Source organism: Aquimarina sp. MMG016, from assembly GCF_018100805.1.
Classification (GTDB): domain Bacteria; phylum Bacteroidota; class Bacteroidia; order Flavobacteriales; family Flavobacteriaceae; genus Aquimarina.
This window is the reverse complement of the sequence record NZ_JAGJEA010000001.1, coordinates 522,483-544,204: the sequence shown is the minus strand read 5'-3', so window position 1 is coordinate 544,204 and position 21,722 is coordinate 522,483. Positions and strand designations below refer to the sequence as shown.

The 21,722-nt window shown below is 32.7% G+C and carries 20 protein-coding genes and 1 tRNA gene; 14 read left to right on the top strand and 7 right to left on the bottom strand.

The window, feature by feature from the left end; genetic code table 11:
- Positions 1-146: 146 nt before the first annotated feature.
- Entirely contained in the window at positions 147-716 is a 570-nt protein-coding gene (locus J8M14_RS02215) for a sigma-70 family RNA polymerase sigma factor (protein WP_211072708.1), read from the bottom strand.
- A 278-nt stretch (positions 717-994) separates the two neighbouring features.
- Here J8M14_RS02215 and J8M14_RS02210 point away from each other — a divergent pair, with 278 nt between their 5' ends.
- The 5 genes from J8M14_RS02210 (at position 995) to J8M14_RS02190 (ending at position 8,957) form a co-directional block, all read left to right on the top strand.
- Complete coding sequence (locus J8M14_RS02210; RefSeq protein ID WP_211072707.1) at positions 995-2,722, top strand: helix-turn-helix domain-containing protein; 1,728 nt, start codon at positions 995-997, stop codon at positions 2,720-2,722.
- Between the two features lie 110 nt (positions 2,723-2,832).
- Positions 2,833-2,994 carry a class I lanthipeptide gene (locus J8M14_RS02205; RefSeq protein ID WP_211072706.1) on the top strand — a complete coding sequence of 54 codons (162 nt, stop codon included), beginning with the start codon at positions 2,833-2,835 and terminating at the stop codon, positions 2,992-2,994.
- Between the two features lie 157 nt (positions 2,995-3,151).
- A complete protein-coding gene (locus J8M14_RS02200) occupies positions 3,152-4,975 on the top strand; it encodes an erythromycin esterase family protein (protein WP_211072705.1) in 1,824 nt (607 codons plus the stop codon).
- Positions 4,975-7,149: a prolyl oligopeptidase family serine peptidase gene (locus J8M14_RS02195; protein ID WP_211072704.1), complete on the top strand. Its 2,175-nt coding sequence runs from the start codon at positions 4,975-4,977 to the stop codon at positions 7,147-7,149. The genes J8M14_RS02200 and J8M14_RS02195 overlap by 1 nt, the downstream gene beginning before the upstream one ends.
- A gap of 32 nt (positions 7,150-7,181) precedes the next feature.
- Entirely contained in the window at positions 7,182-8,957 is a 1,776-nt protein-coding gene (locus J8M14_RS02190) for an erythromycin esterase family protein (RefSeq protein WP_211072703.1), read from the top strand.
- Positions 8,958-9,057: 100 nt separating this feature from the next.
- Here J8M14_RS02190 and J8M14_RS02185 read toward each other — a convergent pair whose 3' ends face one another.
- Entirely contained in the window at positions 9,058-10,269 is a 1,212-nt protein-coding gene (locus tag J8M14_RS02185; protein ID WP_211072702.1) for a lanthionine synthetase C family protein, read from the bottom strand.
- A 68-nt stretch (positions 10,270-10,337) separates the two neighbouring features.
- Between J8M14_RS02185 and J8M14_RS02180 the strand changes: the two genes are divergently transcribed.
- Together J8M14_RS02180 and J8M14_RS02175 are read left to right on the top strand one after the other, a co-directional pair.
- Positions 10,338-12,533 carry a lantibiotic dehydratase family protein gene (locus J8M14_RS02180; protein ID WP_211072701.1) on the top strand — a complete coding sequence of 732 codons (2,196 nt, stop codon included), beginning with the start codon at positions 10,338-10,340 and terminating at the stop codon, positions 12,531-12,533.
- Positions 12,534-12,606: 73 nt separating this feature from the next.
- On the top strand, positions 12,607-13,461 hold the full coding sequence (locus tag J8M14_RS02175) for a thiopeptide-type bacteriocin biosynthesis protein (protein ID WP_211072700.1): 855 nt from the start codon (positions 12,607-12,609) through the stop codon (positions 13,459-13,461).
- A 131-nt stretch (positions 13,462-13,592) separates the two neighbouring features.
- Here J8M14_RS02175 and J8M14_RS02170 read toward each other — a convergent pair whose 3' ends face one another.
- Positions 13,593-14,810 carry a site-specific integrase gene (locus J8M14_RS02170; protein ID WP_211072699.1) on the bottom strand — a complete coding sequence of 406 codons (1,218 nt, stop codon included), beginning with the start codon at positions 14,808-14,810 and terminating at the stop codon, positions 13,593-13,595.
- A gap of 120 nt (positions 14,811-14,930) precedes the next feature.
- Here J8M14_RS02170 and J8M14_RS02165 point away from each other — a divergent pair.
- Positions 14,931-15,027 (top strand) — tRNA-Leu (locus J8M14_RS02165).
- A 70-nt stretch (positions 15,028-15,097) separates the two neighbouring features.
- Here J8M14_RS02165 and J8M14_RS02160 read toward each other — a convergent pair.
- Together J8M14_RS02160 and J8M14_RS02155 are read right to left on the bottom strand one after the other, a co-directional pair.
- Entirely contained in the window at positions 15,098-15,643 is a 546-nt protein-coding gene (locus J8M14_RS02160; protein ID WP_211072698.1) for a hypothetical protein, read from the bottom strand.
- A 47-nt stretch (positions 15,644-15,690) separates the two neighbouring features.
- Positions 15,691-16,077: a hypothetical protein gene (locus J8M14_RS02155; protein WP_211072697.1), complete on the bottom strand. Its 387-nt coding sequence runs from the start codon at positions 16,075-16,077 to the stop codon at positions 15,691-15,693.
- A 382-nt stretch (positions 16,078-16,459) separates the two neighbouring features.
- Here J8M14_RS02155 and J8M14_RS02150 point away from each other — a divergent pair, with 382 nt between their 5' ends.
- The 4 genes from J8M14_RS02150 to J8M14_RS02135 all read left to right on the top strand — a co-directional run bounded on the left by J8M14_RS02150 (position 16,460) and on the right by J8M14_RS02135 (position 19,485).
- Entirely contained in the window at positions 16,460-17,044 is a 585-nt protein-coding gene (locus tag J8M14_RS02150) for a HupE/UreJ family protein (RefSeq protein WP_211072696.1), read from the top strand.
- An 86-nt stretch (positions 17,045-17,130) separates the two neighbouring features.
- Positions 17,131-17,562, top strand: a complete 432-nt coding sequence (locus J8M14_RS02145) for a dCMP deaminase family protein (protein WP_211072695.1) — start codon at positions 17,131-17,133, stop codon at positions 17,560-17,562.
- Positions 17,562-19,157, top strand: a complete 1,596-nt coding sequence (locus tag J8M14_RS02140; protein WP_211072694.1) for a S41 family peptidase — start codon at positions 17,562-17,564, stop codon at positions 19,155-19,157. The genes J8M14_RS02145 and J8M14_RS02140 overlap by 1 nt, the downstream gene beginning before the upstream one ends.
- A 22-nt stretch (positions 19,158-19,179) precedes the next feature.
- A complete protein-coding gene (locus tag J8M14_RS02135) occupies positions 19,180-19,485 on the top strand; it encodes a hypothetical protein (RefSeq protein WP_211072693.1) in 306 nt (101 codons plus the stop codon).
- Between the two features lie 11 nt (positions 19,486-19,496).
- Here J8M14_RS02135 and J8M14_RS02130 read toward each other — a convergent pair whose 3' ends face one another.
- Both J8M14_RS02130 and J8M14_RS02125 read right to left on the bottom strand, forming a co-directional pair.
- Complete coding sequence (locus J8M14_RS02130) at positions 19,497-19,697, bottom strand: hypothetical protein (RefSeq protein WP_211072692.1); 201 nt, start codon at positions 19,695-19,697, stop codon at positions 19,497-19,499.
- Positions 19,698-19,701: 4 nt separating this feature from the next.
- The gene (locus tag J8M14_RS02125; protein ID WP_211072691.1) at positions 19,702-20,283 is read right to left on the bottom strand and encodes a MarC family protein; all 582 of its coding nucleotides are present in this window, start codon (positions 20,281-20,283) and stop codon (positions 19,702-19,704) included.
- A 121-nt stretch (positions 20,284-20,404) separates the two neighbouring features.
- Between J8M14_RS02125 and J8M14_RS02120 the strand changes: the two genes are divergently transcribed.
- Positions 20,405-20,974, top strand: a complete 570-nt coding sequence (locus J8M14_RS02120; protein ID WP_211072690.1) for a DUF3109 family protein — start codon at positions 20,405-20,407, stop codon at positions 20,972-20,974.
- Between the two features lie 79 nt (positions 20,975-21,053).
- Positions 21,054-21,677: a hypothetical protein gene (locus tag J8M14_RS02115; protein ID WP_211072689.1), complete on the top strand. Its 624-nt coding sequence runs from the start codon at positions 21,054-21,056 to the stop codon at positions 21,675-21,677.
- The last annotated feature ends 45 nt before the right edge of the window (positions 21,678-21,722 follow it).

Genomic DNA, 21,722 nt, shown 5'->3' with positions numbered 1-21,722 from the left:
TTTTAATTCCCCTAGGTCATTGATCTTCCCCCAGAGGCAGACAGGTGCCGAAGTGGAAGGGGTGTAGAAGGATGTTTACCTCACACACTAACTCCTGACTCCTAACTCCCGATACCCGACACCTCACACCTGACACCTGATCATACTTACACCACTGCCAATTCATCATACACAGGATTTTTCTGGATCATACGTAACAAAGTTTCCTTAATCTCAAATTTCTTTTTTCTGGCATACCCTTCGGTATATCCATTGACCGTAGCGATCTCCCGCATGCTTTTTCCTTCAAAAAACAGCTGTAGTATAGTTCTGTTTTTCTCACTAAGATTATCCAGGTGTTTATGATATAATACGGTTTGATCTTTCTCAATTAGGGTATCAATTACAGATTGGGTATAATCTGGCTTTTGTGTTACTAGTTGATCATTATAGCGTACCTTATGTTGTATTCTTAACTGTTCACGCCACTTGTTTTTACAGACACCTATAAAAAAACTATGAATAGATATATCAATTTGTAGGGATCCATTTAGTAGTTTTTGGTAGATCAATACTAAGGAGTCCTGGAACACATCTTCCACATCCTGTATGCATCCTCCTTGTTTTAGGATATATTTACGGATATAGGGTAGGTTGTTTTTATAAAATGTTTTAAGAATCAAGCGATCCCCTGTAATGATTCCATCAATTATTTGTTGGTTTTTTTTTGTATTCATCTGTTTTGTTATTCTTGCCCTTCAATTTTTGCTCAGGATAAATTCTAAAATGAATCCATTCTCATTCTGAATTAATAATTCATCTGATCGGATCAAATATATGGGGAGAAATTAGTGGGACACAAGGAGAGTAAGTCTTGATTCTAGAATATTAGGGTCGAAATTCTAGAATTAAGACTACTGCTAATATGAATGTAAACTACTGATTGTAAAACAGTTTTTGATAAAAATTGGAAGGAAAAATAATACCTGTATCTTTGTGTCGTTTTAAACTAATTATGGGGAGAAAATTATTTTATATTGCTATAAACAGATTTATCTGTTTTGTTATTTTAGTACTTGCACAAGAATATACAGTGTATAGTCAACAAAAAAACCTTCCGTCTATAGATTCTTTAATGAAATTGGATTTTGAAGAACTTTATCAAAAACAATTCACCGAAAAAGATCCCTACGCAAATAAATGGTTTGCAAAAGCTTATTTACAAAAAGCAAAAGATCTCGATAGTATTTCTGAAATGGCTAGAGGGTATTTTTGGATATCATTTCTTGTTGCAGATAATTACGAAAAACAGATTATCTATATCGATAGTGGTATTGCTAAAGTAAAAAATACAGAGCACGTATTACAGACTGGATCAATGTGTAATACTAAAGGGATAATAATGCAGCAAAAAGGTGATTACAACAAAGCTTTGGAATATTATCTTGAAGGGTTACAAAATTCTAGAAAAATGAATTCTTTATACTATAAATCTATTTTTAACTCTAAAATTGCTACCTTAAAAAGAAAATTAGGAAAGTACGATGAAGCCAAATTCCTTTATAAAAAATGCTTACAATATGAAAAATTAAAAAAAGAAAGAGATGCAAAAGACTCATTATGGTATCTTATGAAACTCTCTGATTTAACGTCTACATATCTATTGGATAAAGAAATTGATTCTGCCCATTATTTTTATAACCAAGGAAAAAAATTATCTCAGAGTACTGATATTAAAGGGGTGTATACTTTAAACAAAGGGATATTTCAGTATTATGAAAAAGATTATGACCAGGCAATACTATCCATAAATCAAGGGATAGAGGAGTTTTTAAATTGTAAGTTTGGTGGAAGTTATGGATATCACAATTTAATTAACGGATATTTTTATCTAGGAAAATCCTATAATATATTGCGTCAACAAGAGGCAGCTATGGGTTATTTTAAAAAAATAGACTCTTTTGTACAACTATCTAATGATTTAATTTCTGAAGCTAGACCAGCATATCCTGAACTTATAAAATATTATAAGGCTATTAAAGATAATAATAATCAACTTTATTATATCAATAGGTTACTGTATAATGATAGTATATTTCATAGTAGGTATAAATCTACTACAGATAAATTAAATACAGAATTTGACACCCCTCTTTTGATTGCTCAAAAAGAAAATATCATACAAGAACTTAGAACCAAAAACTATCAATCCTACTACATTATTCTTATTTCGTTACTAGTAATTATTGCTATTACAGGTGTTCTCTATACAAGCCGTAGGAAAAATAAACAATATAAAGAACGTTTTGATAGTCTGATGTTGGATACCCCAAAAGAGGTTACCAAAACCAACGTTCCTACTGATCACAATACCACTACTATTGATATTGACGATGATGTAGTAAATTTGATTCTTAGCGAGTTAGAAGATTTCGAAAAAAACAATGGCTTTTTAGAAATCAAGCTTACCTCTGCAATGATGGCTAAAAACATGAATACCAATTCAAAATATTTGACCAAGGTGATAAAATATTATAGGGGTAAAACCTTTTCTCCTTATATCAATGATTTAAGAATTGAGTATATTATAGAAAGGTTAAAAACAGACAAAAAAATAAGGAATTATACCATTAAGGCATTAGCTAAAGAGGCAGGTTTTAATTCTAGCGAAGTGTTTTCGAAGTCATTTTATAAAAAAACAGGTATATATCCTTCTTATTTTATAAAGCAGTTAAGCTATTGAAAATCAAAGGATTTCAATGTTCCAATAGTCTTAATTCTAGAAACAAGACTAACTTTTATATAATATTACCATGGATCAATGTACATTTGCCTCAAAATAAAAAAATAGAAATGGAAATTAATTCAAAAAAATTACAGTTATCTAAAATTACAGTTTCAAAACTTAATAAAAGCAATATGAAAAGGATTAATGGTGGATCTTTTCCATGTGGAGGACAACGCACTAAAGATGAAAATGATCCTGAATGTGATGGAAGTAGAGTAGATTGCTAACAAGCATATTTTTCCATTATAAATAATAAGACTTTTTAGAGTAATATTATCTCTTGTTAATGGATTTGAAATTTGTTTTCAACAGCTATGATGATTTTCAAAACAGCAATTGTTTAAGTGTTTTTTGGGTATTTGGTAAAAATTAAATTATAATAGTTTGAACATATATACATTTAAAATGAGTGTTGATTATTTTAAAAAAAAAGGTATTAAGAAAATTAATTTTCTTAATACCTTTTTATTTCTGGTATTCACTTTTGTTTCCAATAATATTTTTAGTCAAAAAACCTCCTTATCTTTTCAAGAAGGAAAAGAAATGAAGGTGATAGGAAATGAAATACATGATTATACACTACCGCTTACCAAAGGTGATTTTGTGCAATTACATTTGCGACAAAAAAATGTAAACCTGCAGATTATCGCATCAATACCAGAAAAAGATACACTCCAGGGTTTTTTGGGTAACTTTAGACAAGATGGATTGGAGATCGTAGAACTCCCCATTAAAAAAAGTGATACTTATACCTTTAAGGTGTCTCCTTATATTTCCAAATGGCTAAAGGATTCGGCTAGACAAGCTTTTATAAAGAATATAAAAGGTGGTTATATTGTAGAAAAATTTAGGGTCTTATCCCCTAAAGAATATAAAGCACTAATCGCTTACAGAAAAGCACAACAAGATAGTGTGATCACTTGGATCAAAAAGAAATCAATACCTCTAAATAGTGTACGTGCAGAAACCGGGTTTAGTGATTTGGAGCATTTAAAACCCATATTACAAAATGTACGTATTGTGGGTATGGGGGAGACCAGTCATGGAACTAAAGAAATCTTCCAGATGAAGCATCGTATGCTGGAATTTTTGGTCAAGGAGATGGGATTTACCCTTTTTGGTATTGAAGCTAGTCATATAGGATGCCAACCTATTAATGATTATGTACTCTATGGCAAAGGCAGTAGCAGAGAGGCTTTAAACGAGCAAGGGTTTTGGATCTGGAATGTGGAGTCGGTGATCGATATGATAGAGTGGATGCATCACTATAATAAGACCGTGCCTGAAGTCAAAAAAGTGAAGTTTATTGGCATAGATACACAAACCGTAGGATTGGATTTGGCGTATAAAAATATCAGCGATTTTATAGACAAGACCGACCCTCATCCTTTACTAGAGGTACAGGTAGATTCCTTATTTCAGGATATTAAAACCATTACAGACAGAAGTGATTTATCTGATCAACGACAACAATTATATAGGGTGTTATCTTATCTCCATGTGAATGAGATGCGCTTGGTCTCTACAAGTTCTACGAAAGAATATCGAAAGGTACTGACTGATCTAAGGAAAATTATCCAGGGTCTAGAAACTTATAATCGTAAACTAGAAAAGAAAGCAGGTTTTAATATTCGCGATGAATATATGGCACAAACCGTACTGGAGGTACTAGAAAAAGAAGGTCCTGATGCCAAAATGATGCTATGGGCCCATAATACTCATATCAATAAAAATCCTGATGCGTATACCAATGGTAGTCAAAAACCGCTTGGCAGTGTTTTAGAAAAATACCTAGGGGACACAGCATATTTTGCCATGGGGTTTTCGACCTATCAAGGAACGTTTCAGGCCAGAAGTTACTTTAAAAAAGGAAAAGAATATGTATATGATAAAGTTGGTTCTTTTACAATATTTCCTGAAAAAGAAGGCAGCTTGGATTGGTATTTTATGCAAGCTGAGAAAGATAAGTTTTATATAGACTTTACATCATACCCTAATCACAATGCTATACATTCCTTTATGCATAAAGACATAAGTATGCATACTGCATTTTCCAATTGGGCTTTTGGGCGTACATATTCTCCATCGATAAAAATTGTTTCCAAAAAAGCTTTTGATGGGATGATTTTTATCAAAGAAACTTCAGCTTCTACACTTACCCCGGGAGGAGAAAAGGAGATAGAAAAACGGATACAAAACGGGAAATAATGGTTTTTAGTGACATAATTAAAAGAATTTTCATATTTCTATTGATTATTTCTTGTTCCAAAGAAGTAACTAGACCTCCACAAGCAATATCAATTAAGACAATTGATACCTATCATGGCCAAAAAATTGAAGATCCTTATCGTAATTTAGAGAACCTTGAGGATTCTACAGTCATTAATTGGTTAAAGCAACAAGGAACTTATGCATTTAATACATTAAATAGTATACCTGGGAAAAAGTCATTGATAGATAAACAATTATCATATGATACTAATACTGAATTCTCTATTAGGTTTGTTAGAGTTGTTGATAATGGTAGTTATTTTTATACAAAAAGTATTGGAACAAAAAGTATTGCTAAACTTTATTATCGTCAAAACTTGGAAAGTGATGAAATACTTCTTTATGATCCAACTTCGTATTCTGATAATGATGAGTACCATATTAACTATTTGCAACCAGATTGGAATGGCAAAAAAGTTGCTGTAAGTCTTTCCAAGAAAGGAGAAGAAGCTTCAGAAATTTTAATTATTGAAGTTGAAACGAAAAAAGTGTTACCTGACGTTATTAAAAACAGTAATCCTAGTTTTGGGGGAGTTCAATGGTTATCAGATAACTCTGGCTTTATTTATCTGCATATACCGGATGTAGATCCAACAGATAAAGATTATTGGTTAAATACTAAATCAGTTCTACACATTGTAGGAAGTGATTCCAAAGTTTTAACAGATGTTTTTTCTAAGTTAAGTTATCCTGAATTAGATATTAATCCTGAAGATTTTCCTATAGTATATAACTATAATAAGAATGATGGCTACTTATTTTCAATAGTAGGAGGAGTAAATTCTTTTTATGACAAGTATTATATAAAAGAATCTTCTGTTTTGTCTAAAAATGCTAAATGGAAATTACTGCATAAAGAATCAGATAAAGTAAAAAAGATTCTAATTGAAGGTAATGATTTTATATTTCTCTCTGCTAAAAATGCTTCTAACTTTCAGATATGTAGGACCTCAATTGAGAGCCCTAACTTTGATAATCCAGAAATTATTGTTCCGGAAAAAAAAGATAAAATAATTACAAATTTTGTGCTGGCTGAAAAAGGAATATATTTCACTACCAAGAAAAATGGTGTAGAAGCTAAATTGCATAGTTTAATAGGTATAGAAGAAAAAGAGATTAAACTTCCTAAACCTATAGGAGATATTCATATAACAGCTACAGGAATTAATAATGATTTAATTAGAATTTCAACAATTGGATACCTAACCCCAACCACAAATTATTTATTCGATATTAACACAAATCAATTCCAAACAGAGACCCTATTACCTGTAAATCAATACCCAGATTTTGAAGATATTGCAGTAGAAGAAATTGAAATTCCATCTCATGATGGAGTCATGGTTCCAGTCTCTGTTATTTATCAAAAGGGAATTAAGAAAAATGGATCTAATCCAACTCTGTTTTTTGGCTATGGTTCTTATGGTGGAGGAGGTAGTGTTAGATTTAACTCTAGTTTTTTAACTTGGGTGGTAGAAGGAGGAATTCTTGTATTTGCCCATGTTCGTGGTGGTGGACAAAAAGGAGTAGCATGGCATAAAGCAGGTCAGAAAACTACCAAGCCTAATACCTGGAAAGATATGATCGCTACTACTGAGTATATGATTAAAGAAGGCTTTACTAGCCCTGAGAAATCTGCAATATGGGGATCCAGTGCAGGAGGGATCCTTGCCGGGCGAGCGATGACTGAACGCCCTGAACTCTATAAAGCAGTTATCCTGACTTCTCCGGCTATGAACATGTTGCGATCTGAGATACAACCAAACGGGCAGAATAGTATCAAAGAGTTTGGTACAGTAGAAATCAAAGAAGAATTTGAAGCCTTGTTAGAAATGGATTCTTACCATCATATTAAAGAAGGTGTAGAATACCCAGCCACTTTGGTAACTGGGGGGATGAAAGATGGCAGAGTAGTAATCTGGGATCCGGCAAAGTTTGTAGCTAGGTTACAGGCATCTAATGCAGCAGATACTCCTGTTTTGTTTGGAGTTAAATTTGAAGATGGACATGCTGCGATGAACTCTACTAAAATGGATAGATATGAAATGTATGTCAATGCATTTTCTTTTGCACTTTGGCAAATGGGATACCCTGAGTACCAGCCTAAATAATATAAGCACTATTTAAAAGAGAAATTATATTTATGAACTACTTGAAAAGATATACTATCTATCTGCAATTTATTGCGGTTTTTCCATTTATACAGATCATTAACGGACAAGAATCTTCTTTACCCTTTCAAGAAGGTAAAGAAACCAGTGTCATAGGAAATGAAATACACGATTATACATTATCACTTACCAAAGGAGATTTTCTACAACTACATCTACAGCAAAAAAATGTAAATCTACAGGTGATAGCATCCATACCAGAGAAAGATACACTCCATGGTTTTTTGGATAATTATAGAAAAGATGGGCTGGAGATTGTAGAACTCCCTATTAAAAAAAGCGATACGTATACCTTTAAGGTGTCTCCTTATATCTCCAAATGGTTAAAAGATTCTGTTCGCCAAAACTTTATAGACAATATAAAAGGTAGTTATATTGTAGAAAAATTTAAAGTTTTATCTCCAAAAGAGTATAAAGCATTATTAAAATTTAGAAAAGCACAACAAGATAGTGTGATCAATTGGATACAAAAGGAATCCATATCGCTTACTAGTGTACAAGCAGAAACCGGGTTTAGTGATCTAGGGTATCTAAAACCTATATTACGAGATGTTCGCATTGTGGGTATGGGTGAGACCAGTCATGGGACCAAAGAAATCTTCCAAATGAAACATCGTATGCTGGAGTTTTTGGTCAAGGAAATGGGGTTTACCCTTTTTGGTATCGAAGCCAGTCATATTGGATGCAAACCCATTAATGATTATGTGCTATATGGTAAGGGTAATAGTCGTGATGCACTATCTGCCCAGGGATTCTGGGTCTGGAATGTAGAGTCCGTAATCGATATGATCGAGTGGATGTATCGCTATAATAAGACGGTACCCGAAGCCAAAAAAGTAAAGTTTATAGGTATTGATACCCAGACCGTAGGATTAGATTTGGCATATCACAATATCGAGGGGTTTATACAAAAAACAGGGCCGCATCCCTTACTAGAGGTGAAAGTGAATTCTTTGTTTCATGATATTAAAACAATTACAGACAGAAGTGATTTATCTGATCAACGACAGCAGTTGTATAGGGTGTTATCGTACCTCTATGTAAATGAGATGAACTTGATTACCAAAAGTGCTACACAAGAATATCAAGATGTACTCACTGATTTAAGAAAAATCATCCAGGGTGTCGAAGTAAGTGGTCGCCAACTGCAAAAGACGGTAGATTACAATATCCGTGATGAATATATGGCACAAACCATTCTGGAGATATTAGAAAAAGAGGGTCCTGATGCTAAAATGATGTTATGGGCCCATAACGGCCATGTTAAAAATGATCCTGATGCTTATGTTAATGGTAGTCAAAAACCGCTAGGCAGTGTTTTGAAAACATATCTGGGGGACACCGCATATTATGCGATGGGGTTTGCTACTTATCAGGGTAGTTTTAGAGCCAGGCATTATATAAAGAAAGAAAACAAATATGAGTATCTCAAAACTGAATCCTTTAAAATAATCCCCCAGGAAGAGGGTAGCCTGGATTGGTATTTTAGCCAGTCTAAGAAAGACTTGTTTTTTATAGATTTCACACCGCCTTCTTATGATCCTGCTGTACATTCTTTTTTACATAAAAACCTGAAAATGCATAGTATAGGTTCTGGTTGGACTTTTGGACGTACGTATTCTCCTTGGATAAGGATTGTTCCCAAAAAATCTTTTGATGGGATGATTTTTATCAAAGAAACATCAGCTTCTACACTTACCCCGGGAGGAGAAAAGGAGATAGAAAAACGAATACAAAACGGGAAATAGGAGGTTTGGAGTTTCTGGTTTTGGATCATAATGATTGAATTTGTCATTCCGGGCCTGACCCGGAATCCAAAGTATAGCAATGAGCTGTAGAATGCCAATACTAACCGATAAGCAAAGCTTCATCCCATTGGGTATCAAAATCTGCTAGATAAGAAAGTATTGCTAATCCTACACCGGCAATACCATCTAACAAGCAGTCTCTTGATTTCCAGGAACCTTCATATCCGAACAGGTATCCAGCATATCCATCAGTATGTGTTGCCATATCCAGTGCTACAGTAGCCCAATGCTCCGCAGTTTCTTTACATACAGTATCTCCGGTCTTTTTAAATACGTGTTGATATATATGCATAAGCCCAAATGCTCCGTGGCATAACCCGGCATCTTTTAACCCTACCTCTACGATATCTCGTCGTGAGGCAGAATGTTTTAATACATGTATAGCTTCTTGATAAAGTTTCTGATCATCTAAGACTTCTCCCGCTCGTAATAAAGAAATCCCAATACCTGGGTCTCCATAACACCACGCCAATCTGGAGTTATACCCCTTAGGCTCCTCTTCTGTGATCCAATTAGGAAATGAAGAAGTAAATTGTTCATTAGTGTGCTTGCAATTCAGCATATGATTGACTGCGGGCCTTAATAATGGTAGCGTGTGCTCAGAAAAATCAGGATACACCGAGAGCCTGGATAAAAAATTAATAATACTGGCTACTCCATGGGATAAACCTAGATTATAGCCATTAAACTTTTCTTCTCCTACCTTGATCTCTGACTGCCACCAGATACCTGTATCACTCTGTATAGCGGTATCCTTAAAAAAGGTTATGAGCTGGTGTATATATGTTTTATATCTTTTTTTTAATGCTGCTGAGGTGATGTTTTGATACCGTTTTAGAAAATAATACCCATACCCGGTGGCTCCGTGCAGAAAATCATAATAGCCTTTCTGTAGATCCTCATGCATTTTGTCTAACAAGTACTCATCGAGTTCCGGTGTGATTATGTCTTCCTGAAGCTCGATATATTGTTCTTCTTTTAACACTTCTAGTGCCCAGCAAGCTCCTGCAATACCATCACAAAAGGTTGGATAAGAAAACCCTTCTTGTATAAGACTAAAGGTTTCTGTGATAATATCAGAGCCTTTGTCATCATAGTGGTTATCATCCTTATATCTGGCATAGTAAAAATGGAAAAGCGCAATTCCCGAACTACCACCTAAAACTCCAATACTATTATAGCTATGTTTATGATGCAATAGTATTGCTGCGATTTCTTCTAGTTTATCTTTTAATCTGTTTTTTAAATCCATATTTTGTACCCTGAATATTGATCATTCTGATATCGGAACAATATAATTAAAATAGCTTCTATAAAGATTTGAAATCCAAAAATCCATATACTTTTTTTGATCAGTATTGTCTAAGGACATCTTTAGTAGGTCTAAATAAATTGCATATTATAGATAGTGCGTCAAAAATCAGAAAAATTTGGAAAGACCCAGTAATAAAGGAAGCTATATTTTTAGCATCTCCAGATTTATATGCCGAGATAGATAAGTCCATAATAGCAAATAACAACCTTCCATCTGATAGATTGCTATATGCATTGCTAAAATACATAACCCGTATCTCATCACGTTGTACGCCATTTGGGTTATTTGCAGGGTGTAGTGTGGGGAGGTTTGATAATAGCACAAATATTAAAATTGCACCCTCATACAATCATAAAAGACAAACCAGATTAGATATGAACTTTGTAGTAGCTTGGGCCCAAAACCTGGCTAAGCTCCCAGAGGTTAAACAACAATTACTTTGGTATCCTAATAACAGTTTATATAAAATCGGTGATCAATTTCGATACGTAGAATATATCTATAATAAGTTCAATCGCAGAGAACATTCATTAGAAGCTATTACCTATACCGAGTACTTAGAAACCATAGTAGAGAAAGCTAAAACGGGCGCCACTATTAAAATATTGGCTGAGCTTTTGGTTGATGATGAAATCACTATAGATGAAGCATTAGCTTTTATTGAAGAGTTGATTGATAATCAGGTATTGGTAAGTCAATTGGAGCCCACTGTAACAGGAGATGATTTTTTAATGCAGATACAAGAAGCACTCTCTGGATTAAAAGAAACAGAAGGTTTAGTAGCGTTTATTGAACAACTCTTTGAGTTGCTTAATGAACTGGATACACAAATAGGAAATTCAATAAAAAAATACAATCAAATAAGTCAGCTTATTGATCACCATAATATTTCCTTTGAGTTAAAATATCTTTTTCAAACTGATCTATATCCAAAATACATAAACAATGAGCTAAACAAAAAATGGGCATATAGGATTAAGAAATTATTACCTGTTTTTAATAAAATGACAGTTCCTCATAAAGATACTAACCTGGATCGATTTATAGCCGCTTTTACTAAAAGGTATGAAACTCGAGAAGTAGAATTAACGACAGCTCTCGATACAGAAATAGGTATAGGATATTTGCAACATCAAGATGCTTCGGATTCAACTCCTTTTTTGGATGGGTTAGATATTCCGCGTAAGGTACAGAAAGAGCAACAAATCGATTGGAATCCTTTTTGTAATCTATTACATCAAAAACTTAAAAAATCGGCATATACTATAGAAATAGAAGACACAGATCTAGAAGGTTTTGAAGAAAATTGGAATGACCTACCCGATACATTGAGCACGATGGCAGAACTGATACAGCTGGACGGAGAAGAAAAAATGATATTAGGATCTATCGGCGGGTCTTCTGCTACGAATCTTTTAGGAAGGTTTACCACTGGTAATCAAGAATTATTGTCATTAGTTAAAGAAATTACAGACACAGAAGAGCAGATGAACCCTGGTGCTATTTTAGCAGAAATTATTCATCTCCCGGAATCCAGAACAGGTAATGTCATCAGGAGAGAAACTTTAAGAGAGTATGAAATCCCTTATCTAGGCAAATCCAGTGTAGCTATAGAGAACCAAATTCCAATCGATGATTTGATGATATCCATAAAAGGTGGGAAAGTACATTTAAGATCCAAAAAACATAACAAAAATGTGCTGCCTAAGCTAAGTAACGCACATAACTATAGTGCTAATGCATTACCTATCTATCATTTTTTATGTGATGTACAAAAACAGAAATTACGATCCGGTGTAGGATTTAATTGGGGTGCAATGTTAGAAAAAAGAGCTTTTCTACCAAGAGTAATGTACAAAGATTTTATCTTATCAAAAGCCAGGTGGGTTATCAAAAAAGAAGATATCACTGGATTTCTAAATAAGGATAAGGAAATATTAATCGAAACTATTACAACTTGGAGAGCTTCATTACGAATACCTAAGTTAGTTCAGTTAGTAGATGGAGATAACACTTTGCTGATGAATTTAGAAAACTATAATATGATTAAGATGTGGCTAGATACTGTGAAGAAAAGAAAAGAATTCATATTAGAAGAATTCTTTTTTACAGAAGAATGCATTGTTAAAAGAGGAAATGAAGGATTCACCAATCAATTTGTAATCTCTTTTTATAATGAAGAAAAACTAAAGAACGCGTGAGTTGTGTCATCCCACACTTGATGTGGGATCCAAAATATTGTTGGAGTAATAAAATGAATTGCAAAAACTAATAATGAAACCCAAAAGAATATTCATACCAGGAGACGAGTGGTTGTATTATAAAATATACTGTGGTGCCAGAACTTCAGATTTGATATTGACGACGACAATAAAACCACTTATAGATACGCTAAAACAAAAAGGGTGGATAGACAAATGGTTTTTTATCAGATATAACGATCCGGATTTTCATATTAGAATACGGTTTCACGTAACAGACACAAAACATATCGGTAGTGTAATCCTGGCTTTTAATGAGAGTATTAAATCTTATGTGAATGATGACATCATATACAAAGTACAAACTGATACCTACATACGCGAATTAGAACGTTACGGCTCAGGAAACATAGAGAATTCTGAATATTTATTTCACCGCGAAAGCGAAATGCTGCTCCAGGCTATAGAACTCATAGATGATGATGATTTATATTTCATATTCATCTTAAAAGCGATTGACAGCCTATTAGAATCTTTTCATTATACTTTAGAAGATAAACTGAACTTAGCCAAAACTAATAAAGAATCTTTTTGGAAAGAATTTAATGGTAACAAGCAATTAACAAAACAGCTGGACAAAAAATACAGACTGCATAAAGAACAATTACTATCATTTGTGTTAGGTCTAAACCTGAATGCTAAACCATTATATCAAGTTCTGGAAGCCACTCAAAATACCTCTTCAGAAACTATACAAAATATACTTACCTATCTCGATAAGAGTCACAACTTATCAAAAAATCAATTAATTAGTAGTTATATTCATATGCTTGTGAATAGAGCTTTTCGATCCAAACAGCGATTTTATGAGTTAGTTTGTTATGATTTTTTATATAAGTATTACTTGATGAATATTCATCGAAAATAATAATCAGCTTAAGAGTTCTTTTCAATTTGCCAGATGAACATAAACTGTTTTTTCTTAACTAAGAATCTTATTCTCAAAGCTTATAAGAAAAACTTTCATATGGAATAGTTTATTGAGGTTCAATTATAACATTAGAAGTCAAGGACACTATCCAAGGCGTCATCCGCTTCTTTGTGAATGAAATTACCTTGATACCCTATTGTTGTGCTTAAATGAGAGTGTCTATAGAGTTTTTGAAGCATGTGTGGTGATATTTTATCTCCTGCTATATTTCCAAAAGAATGCCTAGCGATATGCATAGTAACTTTTTTGTTTATTTCTGCTTGTTCAGAAATTTGTTTTAAATAGTGATTAAATTTTTTAGTTGCGGTTTTAGATTTTATATATAAATCTTTTTCGTTATGTTCTTTAGCTTTTTTTAGTTCTGGGAAGATGAAATCGTTCTGGGATCTTTGATCTTCTTTGTAATAATCTAAAATCAGTTTTACCTTTAATGGTAGTTTCAAAGAATCTACCTTTTTGTTTTTGCTCATTTGATAGTATATTCTTTCATCTTTTATATCATTCCATTTCACTCTTAAAACATCAGATACCCTCATGCCAGCGAGATAAAAAGAAAATAAAAATATATTTCGTGTATGCCAAATTGTAGATTTTTCTGGTAGGTCCAGTTCTTCAATAGCTCGTATCTCATCTTCTTCCAATCCAATTTTTATAGTTTCCGGGAATTTTATTTTTACTTTATTTTTACCAAAAGGATAATATTTTTGTTCAACGATATTATCTTTAATTGCTTTATTAAATATTGTTCTAATCACTACGAAGCTATTCATTATCGATCTTTCAGATATTTTTTTTTCTGAGGTAACAAGATACATTTTAAACCTATTAAGCATTGGTTGGTTTATTTCTTCAAAACGAATGTCTTTATTTCCTAGAAATTTTTTGAATTTCTTTATTCTACCTCGATCAGCAATAACTCTACTATATTTTTCTAGTTTTAGCAGGCCTTCAAAATACTCTTCAGAATATTTAAAAAACAGTTTTGATGGTTTTCGGCCTTTTAAGGTTTCTGTTATCTGGGATGATGTATAGGTTTTTTTATTAGCCTCAAAATCTAAAATCAAATCATCAGCTTCAGTTAGCTTTTTTAATAGGTAATTATTTAACCTAGAAGCACTGTGGTAAGAATTCTTGACTTTGTTTTTTTCTTGATCCCAATGTTTTTCATCAATCCATTCTAAATATAAGTAGCTTGGTCTTCTATCTTTAATGATTCTTAAAACAATTGGATATTTTCCGTCCGACCTTTTTTTACTCTTGTATAAAACTATTCTGATTGAAGCCATCTACTAATTTTTAATCAAAGATAATCATTATGGGTTAAACATAGGTTAAACAAATTGTGAATTTTAAAAGCTTCAATAGATTTTAAGGTAGTCTTTTAAATCTTGATTTTATTAGTATTTTCAAAGGTTAAGGATTATTTGGGTTTGTTTCGGTGTATAAATCGCTGGATTCAAAATCCAGTTCCTTCGGGAGTGTGGGTTCGATTCCCACCTTGAGTACAAGAAACCTCTTTAATCTGTAGATTTTAGAGGTTTTTTTATAAAATTTAGTTTCTTGATTATTGGTCTTAAAGCGACACACCAACCAGCACGCCAGCTCCAATACCAGCAATACCTATTAATATTTTTTCAAAAACATTTTTTCTCCGTTCTCGTCTTGCATTCTTTTCTACAAGGTCAAGACTGGTGGAGGCTTTTTCAAGGCTGTTTATGGTATAATCTAATGCTCTCTGAGTATTGGTTAATGTAGCTTGAGTTCTCTTATAAACTTCTAAATCTAAACTATCTGATTCCCTGAAATTTATTTTTAACTTACGCTCTAGATCTATGTTTCTACTTAGTGTTTGAGTGTATTTTTCAATCAGATCTTTGGTCATTTTATCCTGATCAAGAGTGCTCAAATACACATTTTTTAATGCTGAAAAAGATTTTTTGTTGACTAGAAGAACATCTGTGGTACGAAAAATATATAAACTGTCTTGTTTTACTTTAAATGGCTCACCCACTCGATCTGCATAGGATCTGGGAATTTCAATAACTTTTAATGAATCTAATTCCTGACCGTGAGAAAAACAAACAGTTATTATAAAAAGAACAAGGAATAATTTTTTCATGATGTATTAAATTGAAGTATTAGATGTAATGTTCGGATATATGGTTGTTACTTATTTAGTCCAAGAAGACCATCTATTATTGCCCGGTCTTTGGCTAACTTATCATTGGTAAATTTTATAGAATCTTTAATACGCTGTAATTCTTCCCAATCTTTAGCATTTTTTCTTTTAAAATCAAATATTAAAGAGTCTCGTTTATGAATAATAAGGTCTTTTTGAGCTTTCATTTTTTGGAACTCTTTTTTTGAATTTTCCAGATCAGATTTCGTGGTTATCAAGGTTTCTTTAGAGGTCTTAAGTTCTTCTCTAGCATTGTCTAGTTCTGATTTTATGATTTTCCAGTTAGAACTAGAATTAAAAGTGAGATATCCAATGATCACCAAAAACAAGAGAGCCACAATCTGCAATATTGTACTTAGGTTGATATTCTTCATGAGTTAATTTTTATGTGTAATATTTCTTAAAATGTTATACAAGAATAATTGTTAGTGGTTAAGTATGTAAATTTAAGTATTTTATTTTCCAAAAATAGGGGGATAATATCCCTAAAAATGGGGATATAATTTTAAATAAGGCTTTTAACAAAAAATAGAATAAAAAATCATTGATATAATATACTCAAAAAAACTATTAAGAGATTTTGTTTACTAGTCAATTTTTTTTTGAATTTATAGGGTATAGATTTGAAGAAATTTCATACAATTTTGTAGTGTATTGTAAATTGAATTTTAAATTCCTGTAAGAATTTGCGTCTAATTTTTTCATTCGTCTATTTAATTGTACATTTAGTCCCAACCTCAAAAATGCAAAAATAACATGTCTGAATTTTGGTTTTACTTTAAACAAGGTCTTTATCATGTGCTGGATTGGAATGCGTATGATCATATTTTGTTTTTAATTATACTTACTGTAGCATATACTTTTGATAATTGGAAAAGAATACTAATGTTAGTTACTCTTTTTACAATAGGGCATACAGCATCTTTATTTTTGGCAGCTTTTAATGTTGTATCTGTAAATTCTAGATTAGTAGAGTTTTTAATCCCTATTACAATACTTGTAGGTGCTTTATTCAATGTGTTTACTGCTAAGAATAGTGCTAAGAATAATAAGATAGTGATCTTATATGTTACCACGGTGTTTTTTGGGCTTATTCATGGGTTAGGTTTTTCAAGTTATTTTAAGATGATCAGTAGTGGAGCAGGTTCTAAAGTATTGGCTTTAATTGAGTTTGCTTTGGGGATAGAAATTTCACAAATTATAATTGTTATCATTGTACTTATATTTAGTTTTATTGCTCAGACTTTTTTCAGGTTTTCCAGAAGAGATTGGATTCTTATCGTATCCTCAATTGTAATTGGAATGGTTATTCCTATGATTATCGAAAATAAAATTTGGTAATTTATTGTCAATTAGGGTTGTATTTGACACAATGACATAATATATTCGTATTATAATTAGTGTCAATTTTTCAGACGTAATGATATATGCCGAAACAAAAACAACTTAAGTATGATAAAGCTTATCTTAGGATAGCAAGAGAATGGGGAAAGTTATCCCACTGTGACAGGAAAAAAGTTGGTGCGGTTATTGTGAAAGATAGGATGATTATTTCTGATGGGTTTAATGGAACACCAACAGGGTTTGAAAACCCTTGTGAAGATGAAGAAGGATACACAAAATGGTATGTGTTGCATGCAGAAGCAAATGCAATCTCTAAAGTAGCATCCTCTACGCAATCTTGCAAAGGTGCCACATTATATATCACACTATCACCTTGTAAAGAATGTAGTAAATTAATTCATCAGGCGGGAATAAAACGAATTGTATACCAATTTGGTTACAAAGATAACTCGGGGCTAAAGTTTTTAGAAAAAGCAGGAGTAGAGATAGAACAGATTACAGATTTAGACAGTTAATGAGTTATTCAAAAAAATATACACCTTTACTTATTGGTCTGGCTATGGGTGCGGGAATCTTTTTAGGAAGCAAACTCGATTTTAGTAACCCATCAGCTAAGCTATTTTCATATAATCCAAAAAAGGAAAAACTAAACCGTCTTATTGACTACATTGATTATGAATATGTAGATGAGATTAATACAGATAGTATTGTCGATGTTACAGTAAATAGGATTCTTGAAAACTTAGATCCACATTCGGTTTACATTCCACCAGAAGAACTAGAGGGCATTACAGAAAGTATGCAGGGGGATTTTATTGGTATTGGGGTGAGTTATTATCCATATAGAGATACAATTTCTGTAATCAATACCATAAAAGGAGGCCCAAGTGAAAAATCTGGTATCAAGGCCGGAGATAGGATTTTGATGGCTGATAATGATACATTGTTTGGCGAAGGATTAATAAGAGACGGATTAGCTAATAAACTTAAAGGAGAGTTAAATAGCCAGGTACAGCTCAAGGTTTATCGAAAAGGGACAGGAGTATTTGATGTTATGGTAAAAAGAGGTCGCGTTCCTTTACAAAGTGTAGATGCGTCTTACATGCTCAATGAAAAATTGGGATACATAAAAATAAATCGATTTGCGGAGACCACGTATAAAGAATTTAAGAGAGCTTCAGATTCATTAAGAAATATAGGAGCAGAAGGATTAGTAATTGATCTTCGAGATAATGGAGGAGGTTTTATAGCACCCGCACTGAAGATTGCAGACGAGTTTTTGGAAGACGATACCTTGATTATGTTTACTAAAAACAAGAAGGGTGCGATCGAAAATAATTATGCCACCAAAAATGGAAGTTTTGAAGACGGTGATGTGTTTGTGTTTCTTAATGAAAATTCTGCCTCAGCTAGTGAGATTTTGGCAGGAGCCATACAAGATAATGATAGAGGTACAATTATAGGAAGACGTTCTTATGGAAAAGGTTTGGTGCAGCGTGAAATGTCATTAGGAGACGGTAGTGCAATACGATTAACTATCTCCAGATATTATACACCAACTGGTCGGTCTATTCAAAAGCCATATGAAAATGGAAATAAAGAATACTTTAATGAGTATTTAGAGCGTTATAAAAATGGAGAGTTACAAAACGCAGACAGTATACAGGTTGCAGATTCTCTAAAGTTTAGAACACCTGGGGGTAAAGTAGTTTATGGAGGTGGAGGAATTATACCTGATATTTTTGTAAGCAAAGATACTACAAGAGTGGGTGAGACCCTTAATTATTTGCTTCGTTCAGGACGTATGGGAGGGTATGTTTTTGAGGAATTAGATAAAAAACGAGATTTTTACAATAATTTATCTCAGGAAGAATTTAAAAATGAAGTAGTTATAGATGATGATTTTTCTGAAGGATTTCTTAAGTATATTAGAAGAAGAGGTGTAGAAATCGAACTTAGTAACTATCAAGAACAGTTAAAAAAATATTTAAAAGCGACAATGGCCCAACAAATGTTTGGCACAGATGTTTTTGAAAAAATTATTAATCAGGATGATAAAATGATCAAAAAAGTTTTATCACTCACAGAAGGTAAACTTATAAAAGACTAATATAGAAATATACCCCACCATCATGTTAGAATTAAAAGAATACCTGATCACAATAGCGGTCTGTTCTCCGGTTTTTCTGTTTATAATTGGAGTTGTTTTTAGATTACTTGATAATAGTGCGTCGATTTTTCTTAATAATGAAATCCTGGTCGACTCATCTTACGTTTCTGGTGAGGTAATAAAGGACTATATTGATAGTGCTAAAGACCCTAAACTCAAAAAATCACTTAAAAGAGCTTTGTTGTTCAGAAGGCTACATAACTTTTTTATGGTTTTGATGTTGATTTCTTTACCGCCAGTAATAATTACTCTTTTTATAGGCTTTTGATAAAGAACTTATTACTTGCCTTTTCTTTTTTCTTGAATAGCTCTGGAAACCAACAATATTAGCATTAACAATACTACACAAGCTGAGGCAAGAATACTTATAAGAGCAGTTTTACTATCTCCTTTCATAAGATTATTAAAATCTAAAATAGTTGCATTATAGATCATTAACCCTACGGCTATTACGATTAAAATGTAGATAAAATATTTCATTTGTTTAACTTAAAAAAAGTCCTTTAATATTAGTGGCAAATAATTTTACAGCAATTGCCAATAGGATAACACCAAAAATCTTTCGTACCACATTAATCCCTTGTTTACCCAGAACCTTTTCTATTTTTCCAGAAGATTTTAATACGATATACACAAATATGATGTTTATCACAATGGCGACAACAATATTTTCCGGGTGATATTCTGCTCTTAATGATAGAATCGATGTCATAGTACCTGCGCCAGCAATTAATGGAAATGCCAAGGGGACAACAGCTGCAGTTTCAGGTTCATCATCTTTATATAATTGAATACCAAGTATCATTTCCAGGGCCAAAAAGAAAATAATAAAAGCACCGGCTACGGCAAAAGAATTGACATCAATACCAATAAGATTTAGAATCTCTTTTCCTACAAAAAGAAAAACAATCATTAAGACTGCGGCTACAATAGATGCTTTTTCACTTTGTATATGACCTACTTTTTTTCTTAAGTCAATAATAATAGGAATACTGCCTACGATATCAATTACAGCAAAAAGAATCATACTCGCAGTAAGAATCTCTTTAAAGTTAAAATTCAACATAGATTCAAGGTTTTAGTTCGTTTAAAAGTAATTCTAAATTTAGGGCAAAAGTAGGGTAAATAAGTAAATAAATTGTAAAACTCAGAAGTATTGAATCGAGTTTATCTATTATCTTCGCGATATGTTTCAGTTAGGAAAAACAATTATTTCGGAAGACGTCATCCAGAAGGATTTTGTGTGTAATCTTTCTGCATGTAAAGGAGCTTGTTGTATAGATGGAGAAGCAGGAGCACCATTAGAAGAATCAGAAACTAAGAAATTAGAAGAAATCTATCCTGTGATTAAATCTTACCTAAGAAAAGAAGGGATAGAGGCTATAGAAAAACAAGGAATATATATTAAAACCTCACAAGGGGAGCTAGAAACGCCACTTATAAATGGAGCTGATTGTGCATATGTGATTTTTGATGAAAAAGGTACAGCAATGTGCGCTATAGAAGAAGCCTATAATCAAGGTGAGGTAGATTGGAAAAAGCCTGTTTCTTGTCATTTATATCCAATCAGAGTACAAGATTATACAGAATTTTCGGCCGTGAACTATCATAAATGGGAAATATGTGATGATGCCTGCTCTCTAGGTAAAGAATTGCAAGTTCCTGTATATAAATTTGTTAAAGAAGCACTAATCCGCAAGTTTGGAGAAGATTGGTACATGGAATTAGAAAAGGTAGCCAAAGAGTTTAAGCGATAATTTTGTTATTTTTATGTAAAGTATGTTAACCTCTTAGAGATACATTTCACTAACTAAAAAACCAATAACAATAATTATTATGAAAACTTTTAAAAGATTATGGCTGCTGCCATTGATTGTGGGTGCGTTTGCACTATGTACTAGTTGTGATAACCTTTCTGAAGCCGAAAAACAAGGCGTCTTTCTGGAACAGGATCTACACGCACTATACCTGAGGCAACAGATGGACAATACACAAAAAGAAATTGACAGGTTAGAAGGCAATGCTACTCATTCTGATGATATCGAAGAGCAATTACTACTACTAAAAAGACAATTAAAAGAATCAGAAGCTCAATTCAATTCTTTACAAAAGCAAGTAGAAAGTACTTCTCAGATTTCCGGATTAAGGCCTATACCAATAGTTGGGCCGTTTCCACCACCTCCAAGTCCTTGTAATTGTTTTACTCCGGTTATGTTGAGTAATATTCAACAAATATATATCGGTAAGGGTTCAAAAAATTTTTCTATTAGAATTGTTAATGAACAAGGGAAAGAGGTAGTTAGTTTTAGCGAACCAGCAGTTGTTAATAATCAAGGTGTAACAAGTATATCCGTCAATGAAGGAATAAATTTTAAAGGGAATGTTTTTTTAGAAATTAAGAAGTTTTCTGAATCATTTAATAGTGAAGTCAATTTCAAAATAAAAGGGGTATTTAACTGATAAACAGCTGTAAAATAATATTTAAATTAGCTCTCTATCATTTTA